This is a genomic window from Microbulbifer sp. SE14 (genome assembly GCF_059834885.1).
This window is the reverse complement of the sequence record NZ_JCBAJA010000005.1, coordinates 180,361-204,939: the sequence shown is the minus strand read 5'-3', so window position 1 is coordinate 204,939 and position 24,579 is coordinate 180,361. Positions and strand designations below refer to the sequence as shown.

The 24,579-nt window shown below is 61.2% G+C and carries 16 protein-coding genes; 6 read left to right on the top strand and 10 right to left on the bottom strand.

The annotated features are described in order from the left end of the window. Positions 1-46: 46 nt before the first annotated feature. Both AC6R19_RS05870 and AC6R19_RS05865 read left to right on the top strand, forming a co-directional pair. Positions 47-388 carry a DUF7709 family protein gene (locus AC6R19_RS05870; RefSeq protein WP_500578795.1) on the top strand — a complete coding sequence of 114 codons (342 nt, stop codon included), beginning with the start codon at positions 47-49 and terminating at the stop codon, positions 386-388. Between the two features lie 193 nt (positions 389-581). Further along, entirely contained in the window at positions 582-1,166 is a 585-nt protein-coding gene (locus tag AC6R19_RS05865; protein WP_500578794.1) for an HdeD family acid-resistance protein, read from the top strand. A 145-nt stretch (positions 1,167-1,311) separates the two neighbouring features. Here AC6R19_RS05865 and AC6R19_RS05860 read toward each other — a convergent pair whose 3' ends face one another. Continuing rightward, positions 1,312-4,062 (bottom strand): M1 family metallopeptidase, encoded by a 2,751-nt coding sequence (locus AC6R19_RS05860; RefSeq protein ID WP_500578792.1) that lies wholly within the window; start codon positions 4,060-4,062, stop codon positions 1,312-1,314. Positions 4,063-4,257: 195 nt separating this feature from the next. Continuing rightward, the gene (locus AC6R19_RS05855) at positions 4,258-5,808 is read right to left on the bottom strand and encodes an alpha/beta fold hydrolase (RefSeq protein ID WP_500578790.1); all 1,551 of its coding nucleotides are present in this window, start codon (positions 5,806-5,808) and stop codon (positions 4,258-4,260) included. Between the two features lie 328 nt (positions 5,809-6,136). On the opposite strand from AC6R19_RS05855, the gene AC6R19_RS05850 reads away from it, so the two are divergent. Further along, positions 6,137-7,681 (top strand): hypothetical protein, encoded by a 1,545-nt coding sequence (locus tag AC6R19_RS05850; protein ID WP_500578788.1) that lies wholly within the window; start codon positions 6,137-6,139, stop codon positions 7,679-7,681. A 151-nt stretch (positions 7,682-7,832) separates the two neighbouring features. Here the strand turns inward: AC6R19_RS05850 and AC6R19_RS05845 are convergent, their stop codons facing one another. Further along, a complete protein-coding gene (locus AC6R19_RS05845; RefSeq protein WP_500578786.1) occupies positions 7,833-8,450 on the bottom strand; it encodes a class I SAM-dependent methyltransferase in 618 nt (205 codons plus the stop codon). Between the two features lie 162 nt (positions 8,451-8,612). On the opposite strand from AC6R19_RS05845, the gene AC6R19_RS05840 reads away from it, so the two are divergent. After that, positions 8,613-10,772: an MltF family protein gene (locus tag AC6R19_RS05840; protein WP_500578784.1), complete on the top strand. Its 2,160-nt coding sequence runs from the start codon at positions 8,613-8,615 to the stop codon at positions 10,770-10,772. Positions 10,773-10,843: 71 nt separating this feature from the next. Here AC6R19_RS05840 and AC6R19_RS05835 read toward each other — a convergent pair whose 3' ends face one another. From AC6R19_RS05835 to AC6R19_RS05815, 5 genes are all read right to left on the bottom strand, one after another. Next, complete coding sequence (locus AC6R19_RS05835; protein WP_500578783.1) at positions 10,844-11,551, bottom strand: hypothetical protein; 708 nt, start codon at positions 11,549-11,551, stop codon at positions 10,844-10,846. Continuing rightward, on the bottom strand, positions 11,548-12,489 hold the full coding sequence (locus AC6R19_RS05830; protein ID WP_500578782.1) for an N-acetylmuramidase domain-containing protein: 942 nt from the start codon (positions 12,487-12,489) through the stop codon (positions 11,548-11,550). The genes AC6R19_RS05835 and AC6R19_RS05830 overlap by 4 nt, the downstream gene beginning before the upstream one ends. A 389-nt stretch (positions 12,490-12,878) precedes the next feature. Continuing rightward, positions 12,879-13,265: a DUF3775 domain-containing protein gene (locus AC6R19_RS05825; protein WP_500578781.1), complete on the bottom strand. Its 387-nt coding sequence runs from the start codon at positions 13,263-13,265 to the stop codon at positions 12,879-12,881. A 700-nt stretch (positions 13,266-13,965) separates the two neighbouring features. After that, positions 13,966-16,662: an aminopeptidase N gene (gene pepN, locus AC6R19_RS05820; protein WP_500578780.1), complete on the bottom strand. Its 2,697-nt coding sequence runs from the start codon at positions 16,660-16,662 to the stop codon at positions 13,966-13,968. A 269-nt stretch (positions 16,663-16,931) separates the two neighbouring features. Further along, positions 16,932-17,420 carry a MarR family winged helix-turn-helix transcriptional regulator gene (locus AC6R19_RS05815; protein WP_500578779.1) on the bottom strand — a complete coding sequence of 163 codons (489 nt, stop codon included), beginning with the start codon at positions 17,418-17,420 and terminating at the stop codon, positions 16,932-16,934. Between the two features lie 106 nt (positions 17,421-17,526). Here AC6R19_RS05815 and AC6R19_RS05810 point away from each other — a divergent pair, with 106 nt between their 5' ends. Then, the gene (locus AC6R19_RS05810; RefSeq protein WP_500578777.1) at positions 17,527-18,882 is read left to right on the top strand and encodes an alpha/beta hydrolase family protein; all 1,356 of its coding nucleotides are present in this window, start codon (positions 17,527-17,529) and stop codon (positions 18,880-18,882) included. A gap of 119 nt (positions 18,883-19,001) precedes the next feature. Continuing rightward, entirely contained in the window at positions 19,002-20,186 is a 1,185-nt protein-coding gene (locus tag AC6R19_RS05805; protein WP_500578776.1) for an MFS transporter, read from the top strand. 36 nt (positions 20,187-20,222) lie between these two features. On the opposite strand, the gene AC6R19_RS05800 is transcribed toward AC6R19_RS05805, so the two are convergent. Together AC6R19_RS05800 and AC6R19_RS05795 are read right to left on the bottom strand one after the other, a co-directional pair. After that, positions 20,223-23,363, bottom strand: coding sequence for an efflux RND transporter permease subunit (locus tag AC6R19_RS05800; RefSeq protein ID WP_500578775.1), 3,141 nt, complete (start codon positions 23,361-23,363; stop codon positions 20,223-20,225). Beyond that, positions 23,360-24,568, bottom strand: a complete 1,209-nt coding sequence (locus AC6R19_RS05795) for an efflux RND transporter periplasmic adaptor subunit (RefSeq protein WP_500578774.1) — start codon at positions 24,566-24,568, stop codon at positions 23,360-23,362. Before AC6R19_RS05795 ends, AC6R19_RS05800 begins: the two co-directional genes overlap by 4 nt. Between the last annotated feature and the right edge of the window lie 11 nt (positions 24,569-24,579).

Sequence of the window (24,579 nt, the reverse complement as noted above, 5' to 3'; positions counted from 1 at the left end):
CCCTTCCATTCTGAAGACTCGATGGTATTCAAAGAAGGAGTTGTGAATGTCCAGCAGTGGACCCGAACATACCGAGGAATTGGGAGCTGTTAACCGCAAGATTGTCGCCGAGGGCGAAAGCCTGCCGGCGGTGACGCTTCGGGATGGCAGCAGGGTGCAGACCGGCACTGTCGCCACCATGCTGAGAAATGTCGAACTCTACAATCGCGGCGAAAGGGGCCAGGTCGAGCGGGAGCTCGAACTGGCCATCCCCACCCTGATCAAGGTCGGACTCTTTGATCTCTTTTCTCCCGAGGAGTGGGAGAGTGGCCAGAATCCCGGCCGCCGCTTTGTCGGCCAGAAGGCCAGGGCCTACTTGGCGGGCGTAACTGGGCGGGAGCCTGGATAGATAACTACACTCCATGGAGCGGCCCGTGGTCGCGACCGCAGCCTTTGCAGAGTCGGCTGCCCGGTCGCGTCCACGGGCCGCCCTTGTTTCCGGCGCCTGGCGGCCTGTGGAGAACGTTTTCCCGGAAAACTTGGATTTTGTGGGCGACGACACTTCAATAGCTCATCGTTAGCTCAGACGAGAGGCCGAACCCATGCCTACCGATCCCAATTTGGAGCCCACCCTGGCGACCCGCCCGATATTGCGGGTGCTGTCGGAAAACTGGTGGCTGCTGCTGTTGCGCGGCATCGCCGCCGTGATCTTCGGTATACTGTGTTTCGTCTGGCCGGGCCTGTCGCTGCTCACGCTGGTGGTGCTGTTCGGTATCTATGCGCTGCTGGACGGCTTCGTCGCGCTGATTGCCGCAGTGCTGGGGCGCCACAAGGCCACGCCGCTGTGGTGGCTCATTATCGGCGGACTGATCAGCGTCGCCGCCGGTATCGTGACCTTCGCCTATCCGCAGATCACCGCGCTGGTGCTGGTGGTTTTTATCGGCGCCTGGGCGCTGGTGCGGGGTGCGTTTGAAATCATCGGCGCCTTCCTCTTGCGCAAGGAGATCCGCAACGAGTGGCTGCTGATGGCCATTGGTCTGCTGTCGATGATTTTCGGCTTTGCCATTCTCGCCAACCCCGGCGCCGGCGCCCTGGCGCTGGTGTGGTTGATCGGCATCTACGCGATACTCTTCGGCCTGCCGATGATCTGGCTGGCGCTCCGGCTGCGCAAGCAGCAGAAGGCCTAACCGAATTTCCCTCTACCTGTGGGGCGAATGGCAGGGCGCCAGTGGGGCTGGATAGATTGATCGCGGCCGTGGGCTGCTCCTACAAGGTTCTTAATTCCCCCTGCAGGAGCGGCCCATGGCCGCGATCGGCGCTTGTAAGAGTTGCTTAATTCGCCGTTTTAGGCAGAGCCCCAATCAGCGCCTCCCCCTTCTCCCGCAACGCCATACACAACTGAATCTGCTCTTGTGTCTGCGCCAGGCTGCGCTGGTAACCGGGCGCCAGTTGACCATGCTGTTTGAACAGCTGCTGCACCTGCCCCAGTTTCTCCTCGTCGCAGAAGGCGCGGGCGAAGGCCGGGGTCTGGCGGCGCCACTGTTCCGGGATCTTGTTCACCACCTTGTCGAAGTTCAGCTGCAGCCACTGCCAGTTTTCGTCCTGCACCGCCGGTTCCGCCAGCGCGCGCTGGATCAGGCCGAAGGCTTCGCGGGAGCCCATGTCCCCGCTAAGGGCCAGCTGGTGGATTTTATCCAGCTGCTTCGGGTTTTCGCTGCGGCCTATGGCGTTGGCGCTGGCGTTGTCGAAGCGCGGGTCGTCCAGCTCGGCGCGCACCTTGATCAGGTGGTCCAGGAAGTCGTCGCCGGCATCCTGTATCGCCACTGCCAATGCGGCCTCGTAGAGGTCGGAGTCCAGCGCCTCGGGATCGCGCTCGCGCTTGAAGCCGGTGAAGGCGATGGCTTTGTCCGCAAGCGTCTTGCGTGCGTCCTCATCGCCGGCGGTCAGCGCCATAAAGCTCAGCAGTTCGCTGTAGAGCAGCTGCTCCTCGCTGTCCGGACTGTCGGCGGTTTTCTCCAGTATTGGCAGATACAGGTTCTGGGTGAAGTTGAGAAACTCCGCTTGCTTCTCTTCGCTCAGGTAATTCTGCCCGTATTTTTGTAAATAGCGCAGCGGTGCGACCACCACCTGGCGTTTGTCCGCCTTTGCCGACTGTTCCACCACTTGGAGCAGCAGGGCTTCCGGCAGCTGGCCCGCCTCGAAGGCGGCGAAGGCGCTGTCGATAATGGACAGCTGTTCGGTGGGTGTGAACTCCGCAAAGCGTTCCACCAGCGCCCGCCACTGCTCCTCCGCCAGACTCCAGCGGTAGTAGCCACTGCCCTGGGCGTTCGGCATCAGCCATTGCGGGCAGGCGCCGCCGGGGATTTCCACTTCCTGCTCGACACTGGTCAGCATCAGGCACTGCTGTGCGTCGGCGCTGCTGCTGAAACAGAAGGGAATACTCCAGTACTGGTCGGCGTCGGGTATCGGCGAACCGAGCGGTTTGTAGCGGTGCTGGCGCACCAGCAGTTTCGCCTCTCCCTCCTCTGCGCAGTCCACGACGATATCCAGCTGCGGTACGCCCTTCTGTTCGACGAAACTGCGGAATGTCTCGGTCAGTTCCGGGGTATTGGTCTCCTCGCCGATCACCTCGTAGAAGGCCGGGGAGTCGGCCACGCCGTCGGCGAAGGTCTCGATATAGCGACCCAGCGCCGGGCGGAATTTGTCCGCACCGAAGTAGTTGTCCACCATATGGATCACACCCAGGCTCTTGGAATAGGTGATGGCATCGTAGGCGTTGCGGATATTGTTGTTGTCCGCAATCGGTTCGCGGATGGCGCGGGTGCTGGCCAGGGAGTCCAGCTGCATGGCGCTGATGGCGCGCACCGCGGCGTTGAGGTCGTGGCCGCCGTTTGGTTCGAAGATGGTCAGCGCCAGCGGCGTGCCCCAGGTGGCGAAGCCCTCTTTCAGCCACAGGTCGTCCCACCAGGGCGGGGTGACCAGGTTGCCGAACCACATATGGGCGATCTCGTGGGCGTGCACGCCGAGCAGGTCCAGGCGCGCGCCGGGGGCCGGCGTGTCGCCGACCAGGATGCGCTGTTCGCGGTAGGTGATGGCCGCGGAGAGTTCGGTGGCGCCGCTGGGCCACTGGGGCGCGGCGACGATATCCAGTTTCTCAAACGGATAGGGGCGTTGCAGTTCGGTCTCGAAAATCTCCACCATGCGCGGGGTGATATCGAGGATGTAATTCATGTCGCCGCCGCGGCCCTTGCGCGCGAAGCCGCGCAGCGGTATGGGATCCTTGCGGTATTTGTTGGCCGGAATCGCCGGGCGCTCCACCACGTCGAAGGGGCCCACGGACAGGGACAGCAGGTAGGTGGACATGGGGCGGGTGGTGGCGAAGGTGACCTTCTCCAGGCCCTCACCGGCCGGCTCCCGTTTCAGCTCGGCGCCGTTGCTGATGGCGGCATGGCCCTCGGGCACGGTGAGGGTGATATCGAAGGGCGCCTTCAGGCCCGGCTCGTCGAATCCCGGCAGGTACTTGCGCGCCTGGATGGATTCGGATTTCGCCAGCGCGTAGGCCTGGCCCTGCTCCTCCACCTTGAACAGGCCGGCGAGGTTGCGGTCGTAGGCGGCGCTGTAGTCGATGCGCAGGGTGAATGTGCCCGCGGGCAGCGCTTCGGCGAAGCTGACCGCGGCCACGCCGCTGTCCAGCACCTCCCGGTATTCGGCGGCCACCTGCCTGCCATCCGGGAGAACTGCGGTTATCTCGCTGACATCGAGGTTTTTGCCGTGCAGCCAGATATGGTCGGCGGCGCTGGTCATCTCGATATCTATCTCCACCTGACCGGAGAAATCGTCGCGCTTAGGGTCCAGCAGAAGGTCCAGCCGGTAGGCGGTGGGGCGCACGCCGTCCGGCAGCTTGCCCGCCGGCGCGTCGCTGTAATCGATGCTGCTTTCCGCCACCGGTTCGGCGGCCGCTTCCGTGGTCGGCTTCTCTTCCAGTTCTGCTTTCAGTTCTTCGGTGGCCTTCTCAGACGGGCCGCAGGCCGCCAGTGCCAGCAGCGGCACGGCCAGCAGGCTGCGCAGGATGGTCTTGTTCATAGCAACTCAGTTGTTTTTGAATGGGTGTGTCGGCGAAGGTGCCATTGTAGCGGCTCGGGGTGGGATTGCCGAAGGTGGGAGCGGGCGAACACAAGGTTCGCCCCTATGGAGAGAGTTGGCAGGTGCTGATCGGTCTGTGCCTGCCACTGCGCTCGACGTGTAGGGGCGAACCTTGTGTTCGCCCAAAAGGGCCGGCTACAGGTGCGGCACCGTCAGCTTGGAAACCCGGCTGCCCCGGTAGGGCACTTCGATCTCGTAGTCGGTATCCGCGGGCTTCTGGTAGATCAGCCCCTCGGTATCTATCGCCAGGGTCACCCTATGTCCCACCGGTACGTCGTAGCTGGTGGTGAAAAACTCCACGCTGATTTTCTGCTCCTGGCCCACCTCGGCATCGTGCAGCGTGATAGGCGCGTGGGTGATCAGCCGGCCCATGCCGAGGGGATCCGTGTCGTACAGGTGCAGGTGCAGCTGCACTTCCGGCTTGCTCGGTTTTATCCACATTTCCAGGGACGGGGTGCCGCGGATTTCCAGGGTGCTCCACTGCAGCGGCGACTGGTACTCGATCGCGTGGTAGCCGTTGATCGCGGGCATATAGGTGTAGACCGGGATACCGAGCCCCTCCAGCGCATCGGACACTATCGGGATGCCGGTGCCAGCCGCGGTGTCGGCGCCGCCGTGGAACTTATTGCTCCAGCTCCAGCCGGAATAGGGGCTGCTCTTCAGACTGCCATTGCCAAAGTAGGTCAGGCGCGGGTGCAGGTACCAGTGGCTTGCATTCTGTGTCACCGGGAAATCGTCGAACTGTTCCAGGCGGTTGCTGATGCGCACCCTCATGTCCACTTTCGGCTCGCTGTCGATGCCGTTGGCCTCGCCCTTCAGGTAGCGGTCGAACCAGCGGAAGCCGCTGGCCCAGATGTGGCCGCCGTTGCCGCCCAGGGTTTCGGTCACCGCGTGGGTGCCCGGGTTCAGCAGCAGTTTTTTCGGGCCCTCCAGCAGTGTGTAGAGGTCGGTCATGCTGTTGGGTTTGAACAGGTAGTCGGCGAAGTTGTTCGACATCAGCACGGCGGTGCCGTTGGCATTGAGGGCGTCGACGAAGCCCAGCGCAGAACGGGGCGCGGCGAACTCGATGACGCCGTCGATATTCTGCCCGCTGCGCAGGTCGTTCCATATCCGGTCGACGATCGGTTCGCGGTTGAAGGCGGTGTTCACCAGCAGGGTGCCCCACACCAGGTTCACCGTCTCGTTCGGGTAGAGCCCCTCCACCACGTCGGACCAGCCGGACAGGGCCGCCACCGCGTCCACCCGCGGATCCGCCGCCGCGGCCAGCAGTGAGATGCCGGCGCCGTAGGAGATACCGGCCATACCCAGCTTGCCCACCGGGTAGTTGGCCTCCAGCCAGTCGATCAGCACGCTTGCGTCGGCGAGGCTGTTGGCTCCGGCCACATCCACCATACCGCCGGAGTGGCCGAAGCCGCGGGTGGAGTAGCTCATCACCAGGTAGCCGTTGTCCGCCAGTGCGGTGGCCTGCAGCAGGTACTGGTGCTTGTCCAGGGCCCAGCTGTTGGTGAAGAGTACCGTCGGGTAGCCGCCGGCGGGGGGCGGGGTGTCGGGCACGAACAGGTTGGCGTCCAGCTCTGTGCCGTCGAAGGAGGGGATATCCAGGTCGGCAATGAATTGCGGCGCGGCCCAGCTCTGCGCCGCCAGCAGGGCGCCGCCGAGCAGCGCCAGTAGCGGTGAGGTCTTCATCTTTTCTCTCTCATCGGATTTATTATTTAATTATTTTGTGACCATTTAGTCTTTTTTGGTCGCTTGCCCAATATAAGAGCCACGGCCATCGGCTGCACAGCCTGGAGAAAGAAAACTGAGAAGTGGGTCTCGGTCATTGACGTTTGCCACATCTACTTGCAGGGCTCGAGACACTGGGTTGTAGGGACTTTTAAGTTCGAAAAAATCCAACGGAATCGGAGTGCTGGTCTAAAATTGTTCTTTTTTTGTACAGCAAAAACCGGTAGTGTGTTGGCTTCCATGTTTTGCCACGGAGGGCTCAGCAAAAAACGACTCGGTGGCCAGAACTATGTTCTATCGCACTCTCGCATTGTTGGTAATTTTTTCCGGTTTTTTCGTTACGGCCTGTAGCGCCCAGCAGAACCTGGCTGAGGAAACCTGGTATCAGATTGACAGCGCTAACTTCCGCATCGTCACCAATGGCGATCCCGAAGCGGTAAAAACCCTCGCCGCGGATCTGGAGCGCTACCGCGCGGTAGCCCTGGAACTGCTCGGCAATGCGTCGAGCGCCCAGGACGACAAGCTGACCATCTACGCCGCCGCTGACCGCCAGACCTACGCGGGTCTGGTCGGTGGGGAGCTGGCAGAGGTGACCAATGGTCTCTACGACACCACTGCCGAGGGCAGCTATGCGCTGGTGAACCTGGATGGCCGCAGCGGCGAGCGCCAGTTGGCGGCGCGGGAGTTCCTCTTCCACGAGTACACCCACTTCCTGAGCTACAACGGCAATACCACCCACTACCCCTATTGGTACAGCGAGGGCTTTGCCGAGTTCATGTCTACCATGACCTTCAATGACAGCGGTGTCTATCAGCTGGGTGGGGTTCCCAAGGAGCGCGCCATGACCCTGCTGTTCACCAGCCCGATGCCGCTGGAGCAGCTGCTGCGCGCAACCGTCTACAACATCCCGGACGAGGAGAAGCCCGGCGTCTATGCCAGCGGCTGGATGTTGGCCCACTGGTTGATCATGGAGAGTGGCAAGACAGAGGAGTTCAAGGAATACGTGAAGGCCTATAATAACGGCGCCGACCCGGTGGAAGCCCTGGAAAAGTCCCTCGGCATGTCCCTGGCGGAGATAGAAAAGCAATACCAGGCGATGTTCGAGGACGGCAGCTTCGACATGGCCAGCGGCCCCATTCCGGCGGATTTCCGGGAAGTTGAGCCCAGTGTGCGCCAGTTGTCACAACAGCGCGCCGTGGCGGAAGTTGCACACTTCATCGTGCAGTCCGGCTACAACCTGGAAAGCCTGCACGCACTGGTGCGCTACGCCCAGGCCCAGGGCATCGCCAGTCCCGAGCTGACTGCTATCCAGGCGGATGCGGAAACCCGCATCGGCAACTTTGCAGGCGCCGAACATCTGCTCGCCAGGGTGCCGGCGAAGGACCGCGGCAACTTCTGGTACCAGAGGACCGATGCCTGGCTCAATCTCAACCGCCAGATCAATCTGCCGGGCGAGGCGCGCGACCGCGAGAGCCTGAAGCGGGCGCGCGACAAGTTCGTATACCTGGTCAACAACGATGCCGACACCGCCTCCCACTGGTTCGGCCTCGCCATGAGCATGGAGATGCTCGACTACCCTCGGGAGAAATACGTGGAAATGCTCGAGCAGGCTTACCTGCGCGCGCCGCGCGAGCAACACATCGCCCAGTGGCTGGCGCGCGAACTCTACGAGCAGAAAGATGCCGAATACTTCGCCCGCGTCGCCCAGCCCCTGCTGCTGGAAATGAGCAGCGAGGAGGAGTACCAGCAGATGAAGATGATGCTGGCGGAACTGCAACCCAAGTCCAAAAAGAAAGAAAAGGAACGGACCAAGCTGGCGCAGAACGAGAGCTAAGCTTGCAGAGATTAAAAAGCCCCGGCCGCAGGTCGGGGCTTTTTGTTTGTGGTGACAATGCAGGAGCCTGCTTGCAGGCGATGGCTACGAAGCTCCGCCCTTGTTCGCCTGCAAGCAGGCTCCTACAGCCCCGGGGCTTTACCGCAAAGACTTAAACCTGCCTGGCCATACCCCAGTAATTAAAACCGGCAAATTTCGGCGAAAGGATATAGCCCGATTCCATAGACTGAATCTCGAAGCCGCCTTCCTCGATAAAGACCGGAATCGGCCGATTCAGGTTGCAGCCGCCGAAGGCCCTGCCCCAATAGGGGTTCAGCCTGTCCTGCCATTTCCTGACTCCGGCATCCGGTGCCCTGCCGTGTTCACTGAAGATCAGCTCCCCGTCCGGCTTCAGCACCCGGCGCATTTCCTCCAGCGCCCTGTGCCAGTCCGGGATGGTGCACAGGGTATAGGTCAGCAGCACTGTGTCGACGCTGTTATTTTCCAGCGGAATCTCCTCGCCGGGGAGGTCCAGCCAGCGGATCTCCAGTGGGGAATTATTGACGTTCCCGCGAGCGCGGTTGCGCATCCCCTTCGAGGGCTCCAGCGCCCAGACAAGTTCGACCTTGGCGGGGTCGTAGAAGGGCAGGTTGAGGCCGGAGCCGAACCCGACTTCCAGTACGCGGCCGCACGCCTGAGGTACCACCAGGCTGCGTTGCTTTTGGATGGCCGTGAGACCGCAGGCGCAATTGATCAAGTGCGGCAGGCAGTGATTTTCGTAGAAGCCCAAAACGGATTCCTCCTTCCCCGCCCCATTTATATAACGTATCCGCAATCCTTGACTATAGCCCCACGGCCGAGCCGATTGCCAATGCCCAAGAATTGATCGCGCCAGTCATGGCATAATCTCACCAGGCTCGAAAAAAAAAGCCACTAAGGAAAGGGTAGAAGTGTGAAGTACAAATTTGTCCCCGCTCTGGTCTTCACTTTATCGACACTCCTGATTGCGCCCGGCTGCGAAAAACAGCGCGAGCAAAGCGAAGCGGAGGCTGCGCCGACGCCGCAGCAGCAGGTGCAGGAACAGTCCCCGACGGAGCCGTCCGCATTTGAGAATTACATCGAGCTTGGCGATCTATCGGCAATCCGCCAACGCGGCGTGCTGCGCCTGCTGGCGCCGCGCGGTCCCGCGGACGACTCGCTGCCCCGTGACGGCCTGCCCAGCAGCGAGTGGCGGCAGCTGGCCGAGAAATTCGCGCACAGCCGCAGACTGGAGCCGCAGTGGGTGTACGTGGACAGCTTCTCCGACCTGATACCGGCACTGGTGCAGGGGCGCGGCGACGTGGTAGCCACCAACTTTTCCCGCACCGATGAACGCGCCGGGCAGGTCGCGTTCACCCGCGCCCTGCAGTATGTGCGCGAGCTGCTGGTGACGCGCAGCGATGCGCGTCCGGACCAGGAGGGCAACGAACCGCTGCAGGTGGCGGTGCGCCGCGGCAGCGCCTTTGCACAGACGCTGTCTGCCGGCGAGCGCCGGGACCGCTATGCCATTACTTACTTGGACGAACCGATAGAGCACGACGACCTGCTGGCCTCGGTAGCCTCCGGTGAGTATCCGGCCACCGTGATCGACAGCAACCTCGCCGACGCGCTGCTGCCCTTCTATCCGCAATTGGTCGCCAGCACCGAACTGGAATCCCAGCGCGCTATCGCCTGGGCCGTGCGCCGCGATGCAACCGGGCTGGAGCGCGCCCTGAATGAATTCTTCACCTCGGAACACCTGCTCGCCAGCCGGCAACAGCAGCGGCCGCGGCGCGACTGGGCAGAGATACAAAAGAGCCGCACCCTGCGCGTACTGACCCGCAACCACCCCGCCTCCTACTTTATCTGGCGCGGCGAGCTGATGGGCTTCGACTACGACCTGCTCAAACAGTTTGCCCGCGAGCACGATCTGCGCCTGAGCATGGTGGTGCCCGGCCCCGACGTCGATCTGGCTGAGGCCCTGAACGCGGGCATGGGCGACATGGTGGCGGCATCGCTGACCGTCACCGAATCCCGCCGCAAGCAGGGAATGGTCTTCTCGCGCCCCTACCTGAAGGTGACCGAACAGCTGATCGCCGCGAAGAGGGAGGAGCGAAGCAGTGCGAAAACGCCGGCGGCGGATTTGCTGGCCGGACAGCAGGTGGCCGTGAATCCCCTCAGCAGCTTCTACGCCCACCTCAATGCACTGGCCGGGGAGCAGCCCGAGCCGATGGAAGTGGTAGCGGTAGAGGGGGCCACCACCGAGCAGCTGATCGATGCCGTGGTGCGGGGAGACTACCCCTACACGGTGGCCGATTCCCACCTGGTAGCCATAGAGCGCACCTACCGCGACGATTTCACCGTGGTGGGCGAACTGCCCGGCGAGCGCGATATCGCCTGGGCGGTGCGCGGGGATCAGCCGGAATTGCTGCAGCGGCTCAACGGCTTCCTGAAGAAACATCACCGGGATCTGTTTTTCAACGTCACCTACAACAAGTACTTCAAGAACGCCAAGCGCATCCGCCGCCACCAGGGGGAGCGCCTGCGCAGCATCGATCAACTGTCCCCCTACGACCCCATAGTGCGCAGGCACGCCGACCGCGCCGACCGAGACTGGCGTATGGTGGTTGCGCAGATGTACCAGGAAAGCCAGTTCAATCCCCGCGCCGAATCCTTCGCCGGTGCCCAGGGCCTGATGCAGGTGCTGCCGCGCACCGGGCGGCAGATGGGTATCACCAATCTGTTCGAACCGGAAAACTGCATTCGCGCGGGCGTCTCCTACCTGGACTGGCTGGAGCAGCGCTTCCCGCGCGACCTGCCCTTCGACCAGAAAATCTACTTCACCCTGGCCGCCTACAACGCCGGCCACGGCCACGTCATGGATGCGCGCAAGCTCGCCGCGCGACTGGGCAGGGACCCAAACCGCTGGTTCGACAATGTGGAAGAGGCGATGCTGCTGCTGTCCCAGCCGGAGAACTACCGCCGGGCGCGCTTCGGCTATGTGCGTGGGCGCGAGCCGGTCAATTATGTACGGGAGATTCGGGAGCGTTACCTGGGCTATCTGTCGGTGGCCAGGAACAACCATTCCCTATAGTGGCTATCAACCCGGCACCAAATAAATCGGGTTCATAGTGCGGCACAGGGGCGTGCCGCCGGCCCGCCGGGTTAATCGTTCAGGAGGCTGCTGCCTGATTTAAGGTATTTTGCAATATCCCGCTTATTAAAACTGAACGAAGCACTGCATACGGCTTCACTATGTTCGTCCGCAGTGTGCATAAAAATAATGTCTGATTTTGTGACGTAGAAGGCGTCAACCGGTCCGCTGTTGGTACAGTCGACACCATTGTCTTTCTCGATCATTGCAATCTTTTCGTTGAGTTTTTCCCTGGCCTGTGAAAGAACGGCCTCCCGGCTTTCATTACTGGAAAACTCCTCGTCGATGTCCAGTACTTTGGCATTGTCCAAATCGATAGTCAGCGCCCCTTCATCACTGTCCGGCGACCACATCGGTGGGCACATCCACATGGATTCGTAGCGGAAGCTCAAAATCTTGGGTGAAGAGTAGGTCAGTTCCGCGGTAAACGTCTCGTCGCCACTGGTATCGCAACTGTACTTTTCCATTAGGTTCGCGATGAGCCCATTGACCTTCCCGGCGCTCCTGTGGGTCTCAGACAGTTTTGGAAAAGATTTTGTCACCTCCCAATAGCCCACCGGTGAGCTGGGGTCATCGATTTTCTTGGACTTCTCGACAACAGATACGAGTGCCGGGGTGCTATCACTTTCTTCACCGGTGGATTTACGGCTTGGTGTGGCGCTCGAATCGCAACCGATGACTAGAACCGATGACAATAGCGCCGCAATTATTCTCCTCATGTCAATGAACCTTCCGTTGAAAATGCCTCATAAGCTTGTTTCATGCGTACATCATACTTGTTTTTCTCATACTCGGGTCCGTTGTAGCCCCTGGCAAACGCGGCCCAGTTCTTCGCCTTCAGGTGTCTATCGAGGCCGGTATCTCGTAAAAATTTTACGAACGCCTGCAGATGAAATGCCTCGCTTTTATACATGTCGGCAACGAAATCCTTCACGTCGGCGTAGCCACATTTTGCATGATTGAAGCCCATGATCTGAAATTTTCCCCAGGACGTGGATTTCATCGCCGCTTCTGCATCCAAGGCAAAGGCGGAACGGTAGCGCTGATACTCGGCGGTCCCGCCTTTATAATGTACCTTCGTCCACTTCTTGTAGGACAGGGTGGGGTGCCGTTCATCAAACTTGCCTTTCGTGAGACGAGAAAACCAGTGACCCTCGAATAATACCTTGGGCTTGCCATTGGAAAGGAATCCATTGCCCCGGCTCTCGACAGAGGATACTGCCTTGATGATGGCAACTTCCACACCAATTAAGGTAGCGGCCTTTTGGTAATCAGATTCAGTCAATATATTAATCTGCCGGTGCTGTTCTGCCGTATGTTTACCGTTGTTTTCGGACCGGTAAAAAATCTGAGTTTCCAGCAAGGCTGGGGAAAATGTGCCTTCCCTCCCACCGGTTGCTGGTTGTTCGCCGCCCGTGCAAAGTGACTTGAAAGTCCTGCCATCGGGGTCGACACGACCATCGGGCCGCTTGAAGCCAGCGATGCGTCTTTGAAACTCGACAATAACGCCGATGGTAATCGGCCCGCAACTCCCGTCCACTTTGAGGGGAAGCAGGGGGACCATGGCTCCTATGTGTCGATTGAGAAGGGCTTGAACTGTCTTTACGTCAGTGAAATGGTTGGGGGCTCTGTTGCCGACGGCAGCACTGATTCTCATTGCCGAACATCCTTGTGTGGTTTCTGTCTGGAAGTGTTGTGAACGCGCTTATATTCAAGCGCAGGTCTGGAGCTGTAACCGGATTAAGCCATGGAGAAGCCTCTTGCGGGCGAACTCTTGGGAGATCAGGCTACTGTGCGGCCCAGGCTGAATGAGCGATTCATCCTATCATTACTGGGGCATTTAATAGGTGAGCAATTGCGGCAATAGTTCACATTACGCCCAATAAACAAATTCCACCGGGTGGGCGGAAGGGCTCGTGGCGCTTATATCTTCCTTTTGGCTTTGCCAGAACCCTCCTACCCCCGGCGGTCAATCCAGTCTTTGCGCCAGGGGACGGCTTTGGGATAGCCCTCCCGGCCGCACACAAACTTCTGTCCAGACACCCGCTATTCATTGCAGCGGTACCCGAACAGGTCCAGCCCCTTCTCGAGATAGTCGGCCAGCAGCGGGTGGGCAATCAGGTATTCCGCCGTCTCGGGATTCCAGCTGTCGGCGGCCTGCTCGAGGGCATCCCGCCACTCCCCTTTGCTGAAATCCTCGCGGCCCAGCCACAGGAGGGCCACCACTTCCAGTTGCTGGTCGGGCTCCAGGTCCGCGATGATAGCCTTGAATTCCTGGAGGCTGGCGTCGCCCGCGTGGCTGGCCAGCATTTGTACCGCCCAGTCACCGCTGGGATTGGCGGGTTCCTCCGGTATGGAGACCTCTTCCTGGGCGTGAAACTCCCGCGCCAGCTCGATCAGGCGGCAGACGGTGTCGGAACCGATACTGAGCATGGCTTCCTCCTGCAGGTTGGGTGCAGCTTTTTAAAGACTAGGCTGTTTTCAGCGAAGTGTGTATGGCCAGTAGCGGACCGAATCTCTGCGGATTGGCGCGATCTAGTCGCCCTGGGCCCATGCCCAAAGCAGATAAATAAAATCTATGGGTAAAAGTCTGGTTATTGTGCCACTGCCAATCTGTAATGCCATAAAGGCCTGAGTGTGAATTCCGTGCTCTCCATACCCGGCTTCTGACTGGCAATTGGAGTACCTGGAAAGCCCGTTGGCACCGGTGGGCCTGTCGATACTCAGATGATCCAGGTCAACAGATGGCAGAGGAAGAGGATGATCAATGGGTTTACGGTAACCGCGACCACCTTGTCTTCTTTTATCTGCGGCGACTGCACTGATCATCCCAGTCGCCGACCAGGCTGCGAAACAAGCTGTAGAGATTTGGGAAATAGCCCCCGCTTGTCAGCCAGTATTCGCCGGGTGTCCTGCAGGGAAAGGATGTCGTGACCGAACAGATCAAGTGCCAGCGGAACAGGAATTAGAAGATACTCAGACAGGAAAATAGCCACCAAGTATTGCTGATGTCTGATTTCTCGTGCGCCTGCTTGAAAGCACTTCAATGGGGCTCTAATTCGAGCATTTGATCTATTAATTTTTCCATGTCTTTGGTGAACAGGCCCTAAGCCTATAGGGATGATTTTATCCCTTACTTGCTTTTTACTTGTAATTCGACCATGGCTACACACCACTCACTCTGCTGTCTACGATTCTTCAATACCCGTTCCAGCGCCGGCATTAGATCCTTGTTCTGTTTCAGCGCCTGACTATACTGATTGATATCATCCTTGCTGCACACAACCGGGAACAGCATCGCATAGGCTTTGTTGTACAGAGTATCTTTGGTGCCGCTGACCTGTGGCACCGCACCGAACAGCTGCCCACTGAAGTCGCGGTACAGGTCCAACTGCTCAGCCGGGAACATTGAACCGGCGGCGGCGCGGATCTGGCTCAGTTTGTACCGGTCACGCCTGTTGAGGATATTGTCCAGCCACTCTTTTTTTGCTTCCGGTGACGGGCGGATGGCGCTGGCGCTGATGGCGTAGTTGCGGGCGCGGTCGGTGTTGTCCTTTTCCAGCTCTTCTTCCACCATCTTGGCGTAGTCGCCGTGCAGGTGGCGATTCATCAGGACGATCAGTTGCCAGCGCTTGTCCTGGTCTATTGGCAAGCCGTCGATTTCCATTTCACCGGACAGCAGCTGGACGGCGTTGCTTAGGGCTTCGTCGCTGTGGGCGAGTTCAGTGAAGGTACCGAACCAGGTTTTTTGCGCGTCGCTGCCGGCGGGGGCGGTGTTGAGCTGGGCCCAGGCGAAATTCTCGACCGCCTGCAGCCGCTCTGCGCGCAGCTCTTCCGGCACATCGAAGCGGTGCGCGTAGGCTGCCGCCGCTTCCAGATGGCTGCTGATGAGGCGGATTACGTTGATATCGCTCTCGGCGCCAGCGTTGTCCAGGGCAAAGTCGATCCACTCGGACAGCGGCATCCTGGCATCGGTGACGCTGTCGAACAGGCTCTGCCACAGCATCAGGCGGGTGAAGGAGCTCTCTATCGAGTTGATATGTCGGGTTACCTGGGTGACGGATTTGTCGTCGAGGCTGGTTTTCACATAGCCCCAATCCTCGTCGTTCAGGGTTAGAATCTGCGGGCAGGGCTCTCCCTCGGCTTCTTTGACTTGGGTCTTGGCGCCGCTGTAGATGACCGGCACGGCGGCGACACGGGTCATGATATTGTCCTGCATGCGGTAGATGCCAAGCTGGATTTTCTGTTCGCGTAATACCGGGTGCTCCTTCGGCGCCATCTGGTTGATCGCCAGCTGGGTGATCCTGTCTTCGGTGCAGGTGTAGGTTGCGGAGATAGTGTTGACGCCGGCCTTGTAGAGCCAGTTCTGGGTCCATTGCCCCAGGTCCCTGTTGGCGGCCTTGCCGAGGCTGCCCATAAAGTCTTTCAGTTCGGCATTGCCGTAGGAGAATTCCTTCAGGTAGCTGTTGACTCCCTGGCGGAAGGTCTCCTTGCCGAGGTAGTGGGGCAGCTGCTCGAGCACCGAGCCACCCTTGCCGTAAGTGATACTGTCGAAGTTGGAGAATGCCTCGGCGGTGTTGGGCACCGGCACTTCGATGGGGTGGGTGGTGACCAGCTGATCGGCCAGGTAGGCGGACTGCTTGGAGCGCAGGTAGAAGTTTTCCCACACGTCCTCGAACTCGCTGTTAGTGGCCAGGGCCAGGCTGGCCATATAGGTGGCGAAGCTCTCCTTAAGCCACAGGCCGTTCCACCATTTCATCGTCACCAGGTCGCCGAACCACATGTGCGCCATTTCGTGGGCGATCACATTGGCGAGCCTCTGCCGTTCGGCCTGGGTCTTTTCACCGCGGGAGACATAGGCCTCGTTGAAGGTCACCGCGGCGACGTTTTCCATGGCGCCGATGGTGAAGTCCGGCACTATCAGCTGGTCGTATTTGCCGAACGGGTATTCGATGCCGTAGTACTTCTGGAAGAAGTCGAAGGACTGCTGGGTAAAGGTGAACCAGTCCCGGGGCTTGACGTTGGGCGCCAGGGTCTTGCGGGCCATCAGGCGCAGGGGGATATCGCCGGCCTCGCTCTCCCACACCACGAAGGGGCCAGCGTGCAGCGGGAAAATATAGGTGGAGAATTTCTTGGTGGCGGGGAAGTGCCAGTGTTTGCGTCCGTCCGCCAGTTCCTCGGTGTTCTCCTCGCGGGTTGCTGTCACCACCTGCCAATCCGCCGGTGCCTTGACGTCGACGGTATAGCTGGCCTTCAGGTCCGGCTGGTCGAACAGCGGCGCGAAGCGGTTGGCCTTGTAGGGTTCGAAGTGGGTGTAGAGGTAGACGTTGCCATCCTGTGGATCCCGGAAGCGGTGCAGGCCGGAGCCGTCAGTGGAGTAGGGGTGGGTGTAGTCGATGGCAATACTGTTGGGGCCCTGCTTTAGTTGCTCCGGTTCGATGGTAATGAAATAACCGTTGTACTGAACTGGAATGTCCCGGCCGTTGACGCTGACCGACTGCACCTCACCGTCGGTGAAGTCGATGGTAAGGGCCTGCTGCAGCGGCCGGGCGATTTCGGTCTCGGCGATCACGCGACCGGAGAATGACTCGGACTCGCTGTCCAGCTCGACGGAAATCCTGTAGTCCACATTGGCGATCTGCAGCCTGCGCAGTGCCGCCGTTGCGACGGTGAGGCCAGGGGCGTCCGGGCGGGCCACGCGCGGGACCTTTTCCATCTTCGGTGCCGATGTGCTTTCGGGCGTCTGCTCTGCGGGCGGTGTCTTCTCGCCGCAGCTGGTGACCAGGGCTGCGCAGAGCAGCGCGGTGGCGAATTTCCTGGTGGGGTTCATTGTGAGCTCCGACTGCCTTCTTTTTCTTGTTTCGGTTATATCACGAGCGCTACTTCTGTGCATGGTGAGTGGATGCTTACTTTTGTGGCTGTAAAGAGGTGGCGTGGGCGAACACCAGGTTCGCCCCTGCGCGGAGGCTGTAGTGGATGCTGGGAATCTGGGCATTAAAAAAGGCCCCGCAGGGCCCTGGTAAAAAGTGCGGTTATTCGGCCTGTGCGCCGCTCTCGGGCAGTCGCCCCCACAGCCGGGCCAGCAGCCAGTTATTCACCTTACTTCCGGGAATCCGCCGCACGGCGCAGGCGTTTCAGGAATGAATGCTCCCGACAACCGCGCTCCATCGCCCACAGCTTCTGCCAGACATCGTCGCCTCCCAGACTCAGCAGCTCGGTTGATGCCTGCTCCATCGCCACTAAGGCCTTCCGCACTTGCAAAAGCTCTTTTCGGCCTTTTGTGGTAAGGCTGATTACTGTTCGACGCCTATCGGCCGGGTCGCTCTTCTGGACCACCAGGGATAGGCGCGATAGCTCCTTGATCCAGGTAATCACCAGAGTGTGTGATTGCTTCAGGAGGCCAGCCAATTCGGTGACCCCGAGTGGCCCGCGTTCATCCAGTGCGAGCAGGGTCGAAATAGTGCGCGGCGGCGCCGAGACGCCCACCGTCGGATACCAGTCCGCAGCGGCCTGGACCAGTTCATCGGCAAGGCGCCTCAATATGTGCGCAAGGAATGCAGGGCCTTGTTGATGGATAAAATCGTTCATTACACCTCTCTATAGCGTTTTCCCGGCCCAGCTGGAGTGCATGAGCTTGACTGTACAATGAATTTACGTCAACGTTTACGTAAATATTGACATAAATGGTATCGAAATGGCCTGCATCACTCAACCGACCGTCTTGCGCGCCCTAACCTTCGTGGCGTTGTACGGCCTGGCATCGCTGAACGTCCGTGCATCATCCGAAGCCGAAGCTGCTTCGCTTCCATGTGAGGTAGGGAGTTACGTGATGGCGGATGGCACATCGCTCGATATCGGCCCGGATAGCCCGGGACAGCTTCGCTGGAGGCGCCCTGATGGGCGTACGGGCGCACTGGCGCCACGGGGAAAGAACCAATGGGCCAGCGCGTTGGGTTGGACCGGCCGGCCTGACGGGCACCAAGTCATCATTCACTGTTCGCGTGGCGAGATCCTCTTCGACGACGTGGCAGGACAGCGACAGCCGCTGGTCCAAACCGATACGCGCTTTCAGAGCGGTGGAGTTGTTCTGGCAGGGCGACTGACCCTGCCGCCAGGCCAGGCGCGTGCTCCGATCGTTGTGCTGATCCACGGGTCCGAGCATTCCTCGGCGCTGCAGCGTTACTCGCTGCAGCGGGAGTTTGCCAGCGCCGGCATTGGTGTGTTCGTCTATGACAAACGTGGCACGGGCGCTTCGGGCGGCCGCTACACGCAGAACTACCTTACTCTGGCGATCGACGCGATCCACGCTACCCGCGAGGCCAGGCGTCTCGCCGGTGCGCGCGCGGGACGGATGGGATACCAGGCTGGCAGCCAGGGAGGTTGGGTGGCCCCGCTGGCGGCACGTATAGAACCGGTGGACTTTGTCATCGTCAGTTTTGGACTGGCGGTCTCGCCGCTGGATGAGGATCGGGAAGCGATTGAGTTCGATATGGAGCGTGCCGGCTTTGGCCCGAAGATCAAGGCCAAAGCCATGGAATTCGCTGATGCCACTGCAAGGATCGTCGAGAGTGGTTTTACCGAGGGCTACGAGCAGCTTGAAGCCGTGAAGAATAAGTACCGCAACGAACCATGGTTCGAATCAGTCCGCGGCAACATCACCGCGTATCTGCTTAACACGCCTGCGGAGACGATACGCAAGGACGCTCCGCGACTGCTAGATGGCGTTCCAGCGGACTATGATCCCATGCCGGTGCTGACCGGCCTCGAGGTACAGCAGCTGTGGATACTGGGAGGGCAGGATCGGGATGCCCCTTCCGGCGAAACGCTCCGCCGCTTGACCAGGTTGCGCAGTGCCGGTCGCCCGATCACGACAGCCGTCTTTCCGGAAGCAGACCACGGCATGTATGAATTTGAGAAAAGCCCGGATGGAGAGCGTCTTTCCACACGACAACCGGAAGGCTATTTCTATCTGATGAGGGATTTCATCAAGGGGAAGCTACTGGAACCGGAATATGGAAGCGCCAAAATATCAGTTGATCGCTCTGAATAGCGCAGGGGGCAGAGGACGTAGAAATACTTCTTCAGCGCCTTGCATATATCCCGGCCGTTAAATATTGTTGTGGTGATATAGTAACGCCCCCCCCTGCAATACCTCGTACAAGGACGATTATGCCTGTCACTGTCTGGGGCCTGGCCCTCGGTACAGCTCTGCTGGTTACCGGCAATATTCTATTGGTGTCCGTTACCGCGCTGGTCGGCCAGCAACTGGCTCCTTCTCCCATCTACGTTACCTTGCCCGTGGCATTGCAGTTTCTCGGCCTGATGTCGGCTACCCTGCCGGCGGCGCACCTGATGCAGCGCCTGGGACGCAAGGTGGGCTTCCTGACGGGAAATCTGGTGGGCGTCGGTGGCGCGGCACTGGCCTACTGGGCGCTGGCGGCGGAGCATTTCGGGCTCTTTTGCACCGCTACCTTTCTGCTGGGCATATCCATCGGCGTGGGGCAGCAATACCGCTTCGCCGCCATCGAGGCCTGTGAAGCCGCGCTGCGACCGCGGGCGATCAGCCTGGTGATGGGGGGCGGCGTAGTGGCCGCGGTGCTGGGGCCGAACCTGGCGGTGTTGTCCGGGCACTTCGCGCCGGAGCGGGAATTTCTCGGGGCCTTCGGCGTACTGATCGGCCTCTACCTGCTCACCCTGGTATTGATTGCCCGGCTGCCGCTGCCGAAGCCGGAGTCCGCCGGTAGCGCCGCGGGCCCGGCGCGGAGTTACGGCGCGCTGCTGCGCCAGCCGATACTGTTTACCGCGATAGTGGCGGGCTCCATCGGTTACGGGGTCATGGTACTGGTGATGACCGCAACGCCCATCGCCATGCACAGCCATCACCATGCTTTTGGCGATACCGCCAGTGTGATTCAGTGGCACGTACTGGGCATGTTCCTGCCATCTTTTGTCACCGGTCGGTTGGTCTCGCGTTTCGGCGAGGCGCGCATCATCCAGAGCGGTTGCCTGTTGCTGGCGCTCTGCTGCCTGGTGGCGCAGTGGGGATCGGGCTATTGGTATTACTGGTTTTCCCTGGTGACTTTGGGTGTGGGCTGGAATTTCAATTTTATCGGCGCTACTTCGCTGCTTGCGTCCAGCTACCGGCCGGCGGAGAAGGCCCGGGTGCAGGGTATCAACGATTTTGTGGTATTCGGCTGTGCCGCCTTCGGCAGCCTGATGGCGGGGCAATTACAGTTGTGGTTGGGCTGGGAGGCGCTGAACCTGTGGATGCTACCCGCGATCGGGCTGGCCATGTTGCTGGTGTGGTATGCCAGTGTGCGCTCCCGGCCCGGGGTGGAGCCGAGTGTGGCCTGAAAAATAGGGCCCCACGGGGCCCTTGTTGAAAAGCGATTACTCGACCGCTGCACCGCCCTCCCGCAGCGGCCCGCGCAGCAGGTCCAGCAGCCGGTTGCGGATGCGCCCGGCGAGTGCGGCTATGTCCACGCCGATCGCATAGAGCGCCGGCACCAGCAGCAGGGTGACGAAAAAGGCCACGAATACCCCGAAAGCCAGCGCCACCACAATGGGTTGCAGGAAGGCCGCCTGGATACTGCGTTCCAGCATCATCGGCATCAGGCCGACAATGGTGGTGATGGTAGTCAGCAGGATCGGGCGGAAGCGCGCCACGCCGGCCTCCACAATGGCCTCCAGCGGTTGCATGCCCTTGTCCCGCAGCCGGTTGCAGCAGTCCATCAGCACCAGGTTGTCATTGACCACCACCCCCGCGGCCGCGGCTATGCCGAAGTAGCTGAAAATCGCCATTGTCATGCCCAGCACCCCGTGGCCGAAGATGGCGCCGACGAAGGCGAACGGAATGGCGATCAGGATCAGGACCGGCTGGAAGTAGCTGCGGAAGGCCACCGCGAGCAGGCTGTACATGGCGAAGAAGGCCATGGTGTAGAGGCCGATCACCTCGCGCACGAAGCGCTTCTCGCCCTCCGCCTGACCCACGGCGCCGCGGCTGATGCCGGGGTAGCGCTTTTCCCACTCCGGGAAAAAGTTCTCGTTCAGGTCCTTCATGATATCGCCGCGCACATCGTCTTTCAGGTCCGCCATGACCCGTGCCGCGCGGTTGCCGTTCCAGCGCTGGATGCGTTTGATGCCCGGGGCGTACTCGAGTTCGGCCACTGCCAGCAGCGGCAGTTCGCGGCCGTCACTGGTGCGCACGCGGAAATCCTTCAGGCTCTCGATGGAGCGGCGCGAGGCCAGCGGATAGCGCACCATCACTTTCACGTCCTGGCCCGCTCGCGGCAGTCGCTGCACTTCCTCACCAAAGTAGGCCTGGCGCACCTGGCGATTGACTTCCGCCAGGGTCAGTCCCAGCTTGGTGGCGCCTGGCCTGAGGGTGATGCGGATTTCCTCCGAGGCGCCCTCCAGGTTGTTGCGCACATCGTAGAGGCTCTCGTAGGTGCGCAGCTGCTTCTCCAGGTCGGCGGTGGCGGCCCGCAGTACCTCCAGGTCCGGGTGGCGGATGGACAGTTCGAAGCCGGGGCTGTCGTCGCCCTGGGTGTAGCGCACCGAGACTTCTTTCGCGTCCGGCACATCCCCCATCAGCTCCCGCAGGCGCACCGCGGCTTCCTTGGCGGACATGTCGCGGACTTCCGGCGGCGCCAGCTTGACGATGGCGATGACGCTGTCGCGGCGGGAACGGGTATACCAGTTTTCGATCAGCACGCCCTCGCCGCCGGTGCGCCGGTTCACCTCTTCCTCGAGGCGTTCCTCCGCGCCCTGCATCTGCGCCAGCACTTCCAGGGCGCGGCTGTAGGGGGCGCCCTCGGGCATCACCACGTTCATGACGATCTCGTCGGATTCGATGTCGGGCATAAAGCTCTTCTTCACCCAGCCGCTGCCGAACATGCCGAATCCGATCATCAGCACCGAGAAAAAAATGCTCAGTGTCAGGTAGCGGCGCTCCACCGCCCAGCCGCCGATGCGGCGATAGTGGTTTTGCGCAAAATGGACGATGCCGTCGGCAATGCGCTTCTGCATGCGCCCGAAGCGCCCCAGCTTTGTACGCGGCTTCAGGCTGCTGAGGTGGGCCGGCAGTATCAGCAGGGACTCGATCAGCGAGAACACCAGGGCCAGCACCACCACCCAGGTGATATGGCGGGTGAACTCGCTGGTGGAGCCGCTCAGGAACAGCCACGGCAGGAAGGCGAGGATTGTGGTCAATACCGCGAAGATCACCGGCTTGGCCACCAGCTGCGCGCCCAGTACCGCGGCGCTGAGGCCGCCTCCATTATGATGGGATTCCGTGTGAATGCTCTCGCCCACCACGATGGCGTCATCAACGACAATACCCAGCACCAACAGGAAGGCGAAGGTGGAGAGCATATTCAGGGACACGCCCACGCTGGGCAGCAGCACGAAGGCGCCGGCGTAGGCGGTGGCGATACCCATCGCCACCCAGAAGGCCACTTTCGGACGCAGGGTAAGCAGCAGTACCAGCAGCACCAGGACCAGTCCCTGCACCGCGGAGCTGCCGATGGTGTTGAGGCGGCTCTTGAATACCTCGGCGTTGTCGGTCCACAGGGTCAACTCGGCGCCGGCAGGCAGTGTCTCGCGGCGCTCGGCAATCCAGTCGCGAACCGATTCGGAGGCGGTGACGATATCCATGGTCTCGGTGGTCATCACCTGGATCAGCACCGCCGGCTCGCCGTTCAGGGTGGCGAGGATCTCGTTGTCCTCGAAGCCGTCCACCACTTTCGCCACATCGCCGACGCGGATGGTGCCGCCGTCCCCGGTCTGGCGCACGATGATGTCGGCGAAGTCCTGCTCGGTGTCCGCCTGGTTGCGCACCTTGAGCTGGTAGCTGCCCACCTCGGTACGCACGGTGCCGGCGGACTGGTTGAGGGAACTGGCGCGAATGGCGTCGGCCACTTCCTGGAAGCTCAGGCCGTAGCGGCGCATGGCCAGCTCGCTGACCTCGACGGACACCTCCTCCCGGCGGGTGCCGAAGAGTTCCACCACGGAAATGGCGGACAGGTTGGCAACCTCGCGCCGCAGTTCTTCCGCCAGGCGTTTCAGCTCGCGCTCACCCAGGTCGCCCTCGCCCAAGTCACCATGTACCGCCACGCGGATAAACTCGTTGCGGTTCACCCACTGCTGCACCTGGGGCGGTTCTATGTCGCGGGGCAGCGAGGAGATGCTGTCCACGCGGATCTTCACGTCGTTCATAAAGCGGGAGAAGTCGACGTTCTGCTCGGCGAGGATATAAACCTCGCCCAGGCCCTCTGCCGACGTCGAGCGGACCCACTCGATATTGTCCAGGTCGCTGACCGATTCCTCGATGCGCGCGACTATCTGCTCCTCCACTTCCTGGGGGGCGGCGCCGGGCCAGGACACCACTATCTGCAGGCCGGGAAAGCGCACCTGCGGATCCATTTCCCGCTCCATGGCACCGAAACCAAAAATGCCGGCCACGAGAATGCCCACCATGGCCAGGTTGGCGGCGACACTGTTGCGCGCCCACCACTCGATCAATTTGTTCATCGGTGTACTCCCCCCTCTTGGGCCTGGTGAGAGTTCCGGGCCAGTTGGGTGACGGGCTGGACCTCCATGCCGTCCACGGCGTTGGCGATGGTGGAAGTGACCACCCGCTCGCCATCCGCCAGGCCGGAGGCGACCACCACCCGGTCTTCGGATGTGGACAATACCTCCACGGTGCGGATATCCAGGCGGTTGTCTTGATCCACCACATACACCTTGTCGGCGCTGCGCAGTGCATCCCGCGGCAGCACCACGGCGCGGCGCTCCTGCACCCCCTGCGCCTCGGCGCTGACGTAGAGTCCCACCGCCAGCGGCACGCCGTCGCTGGCGCCCTCGCCATAGGGATCGGCGACCTCGGCCACGGCGTAGATCAAGCGGGTCTGCTGGTCCACCGCGGCCTGGGTGCGCACTATGCGCCCCCGCCAGTGGCGCTCTTCCGGACCCACCCGGGCCGACAGGGTGACCTGCGGGCCCGGATTCTTGTCAGTGGCCACGAAGCCCATGGGCAGGTCCAGTTCCAGCAACTGGGAATCCGTCAGCGGCAGGCGCACTTCCACCCGGTCGGTGGCGAATGCACGGCCGAGCACAGTGCTGGCGGTGACATACTGGCCCACGCCCACATCGCGCCGGATCACCCGGCCGCGAAACGGCAACTTGATCTGCGTGCGTTCCAGGTTCAGCTGCGCATCGGCGAGTTCGGCCTTGGCGGAGCGCAAATTGGCCTCCGCCTCCGCCACCTGCGGCTGGTTGACTTGCAGCGGCGTCGGTTTGCGGCCCGGGTTTACGGCCTGCCACTGCTGGCGCTTGATATCGGCGGCCGCGCGAGCCTGCAGCAGCAGCACTTCGGCGGCGGCGACACCGGCCTCGGCGCGGGCCAGGGCCAGGCGGTAGTCGGCGTCGTCCAGCCGGATCAGCGTCTCGCCGGGTTCGAAACCGGCGCCCTCGGCGAATTTTTCCGAGATGGCGACGATGCGCCCGGCCACCTGCGGCGTCAGGTCTATCTCCGTGTGCGGCCGCACTTCGCCCTGGGTGCCCACCGCCAGGTGCACGGCCTGCTCGCGGGCTTCTGTGTAGAGCAGCGACACCAGGCGCTGGGTCTCCTCCTTCTTCTCCGGCGCCGGCTTGGCGGCGCTCATGATCTGCACTATCCCAAAACCCAGCGCCAGCACCAGGACGGGAGCGGCGGCTTTTAGATATTTCTTGTTCATTGGTCTCATCT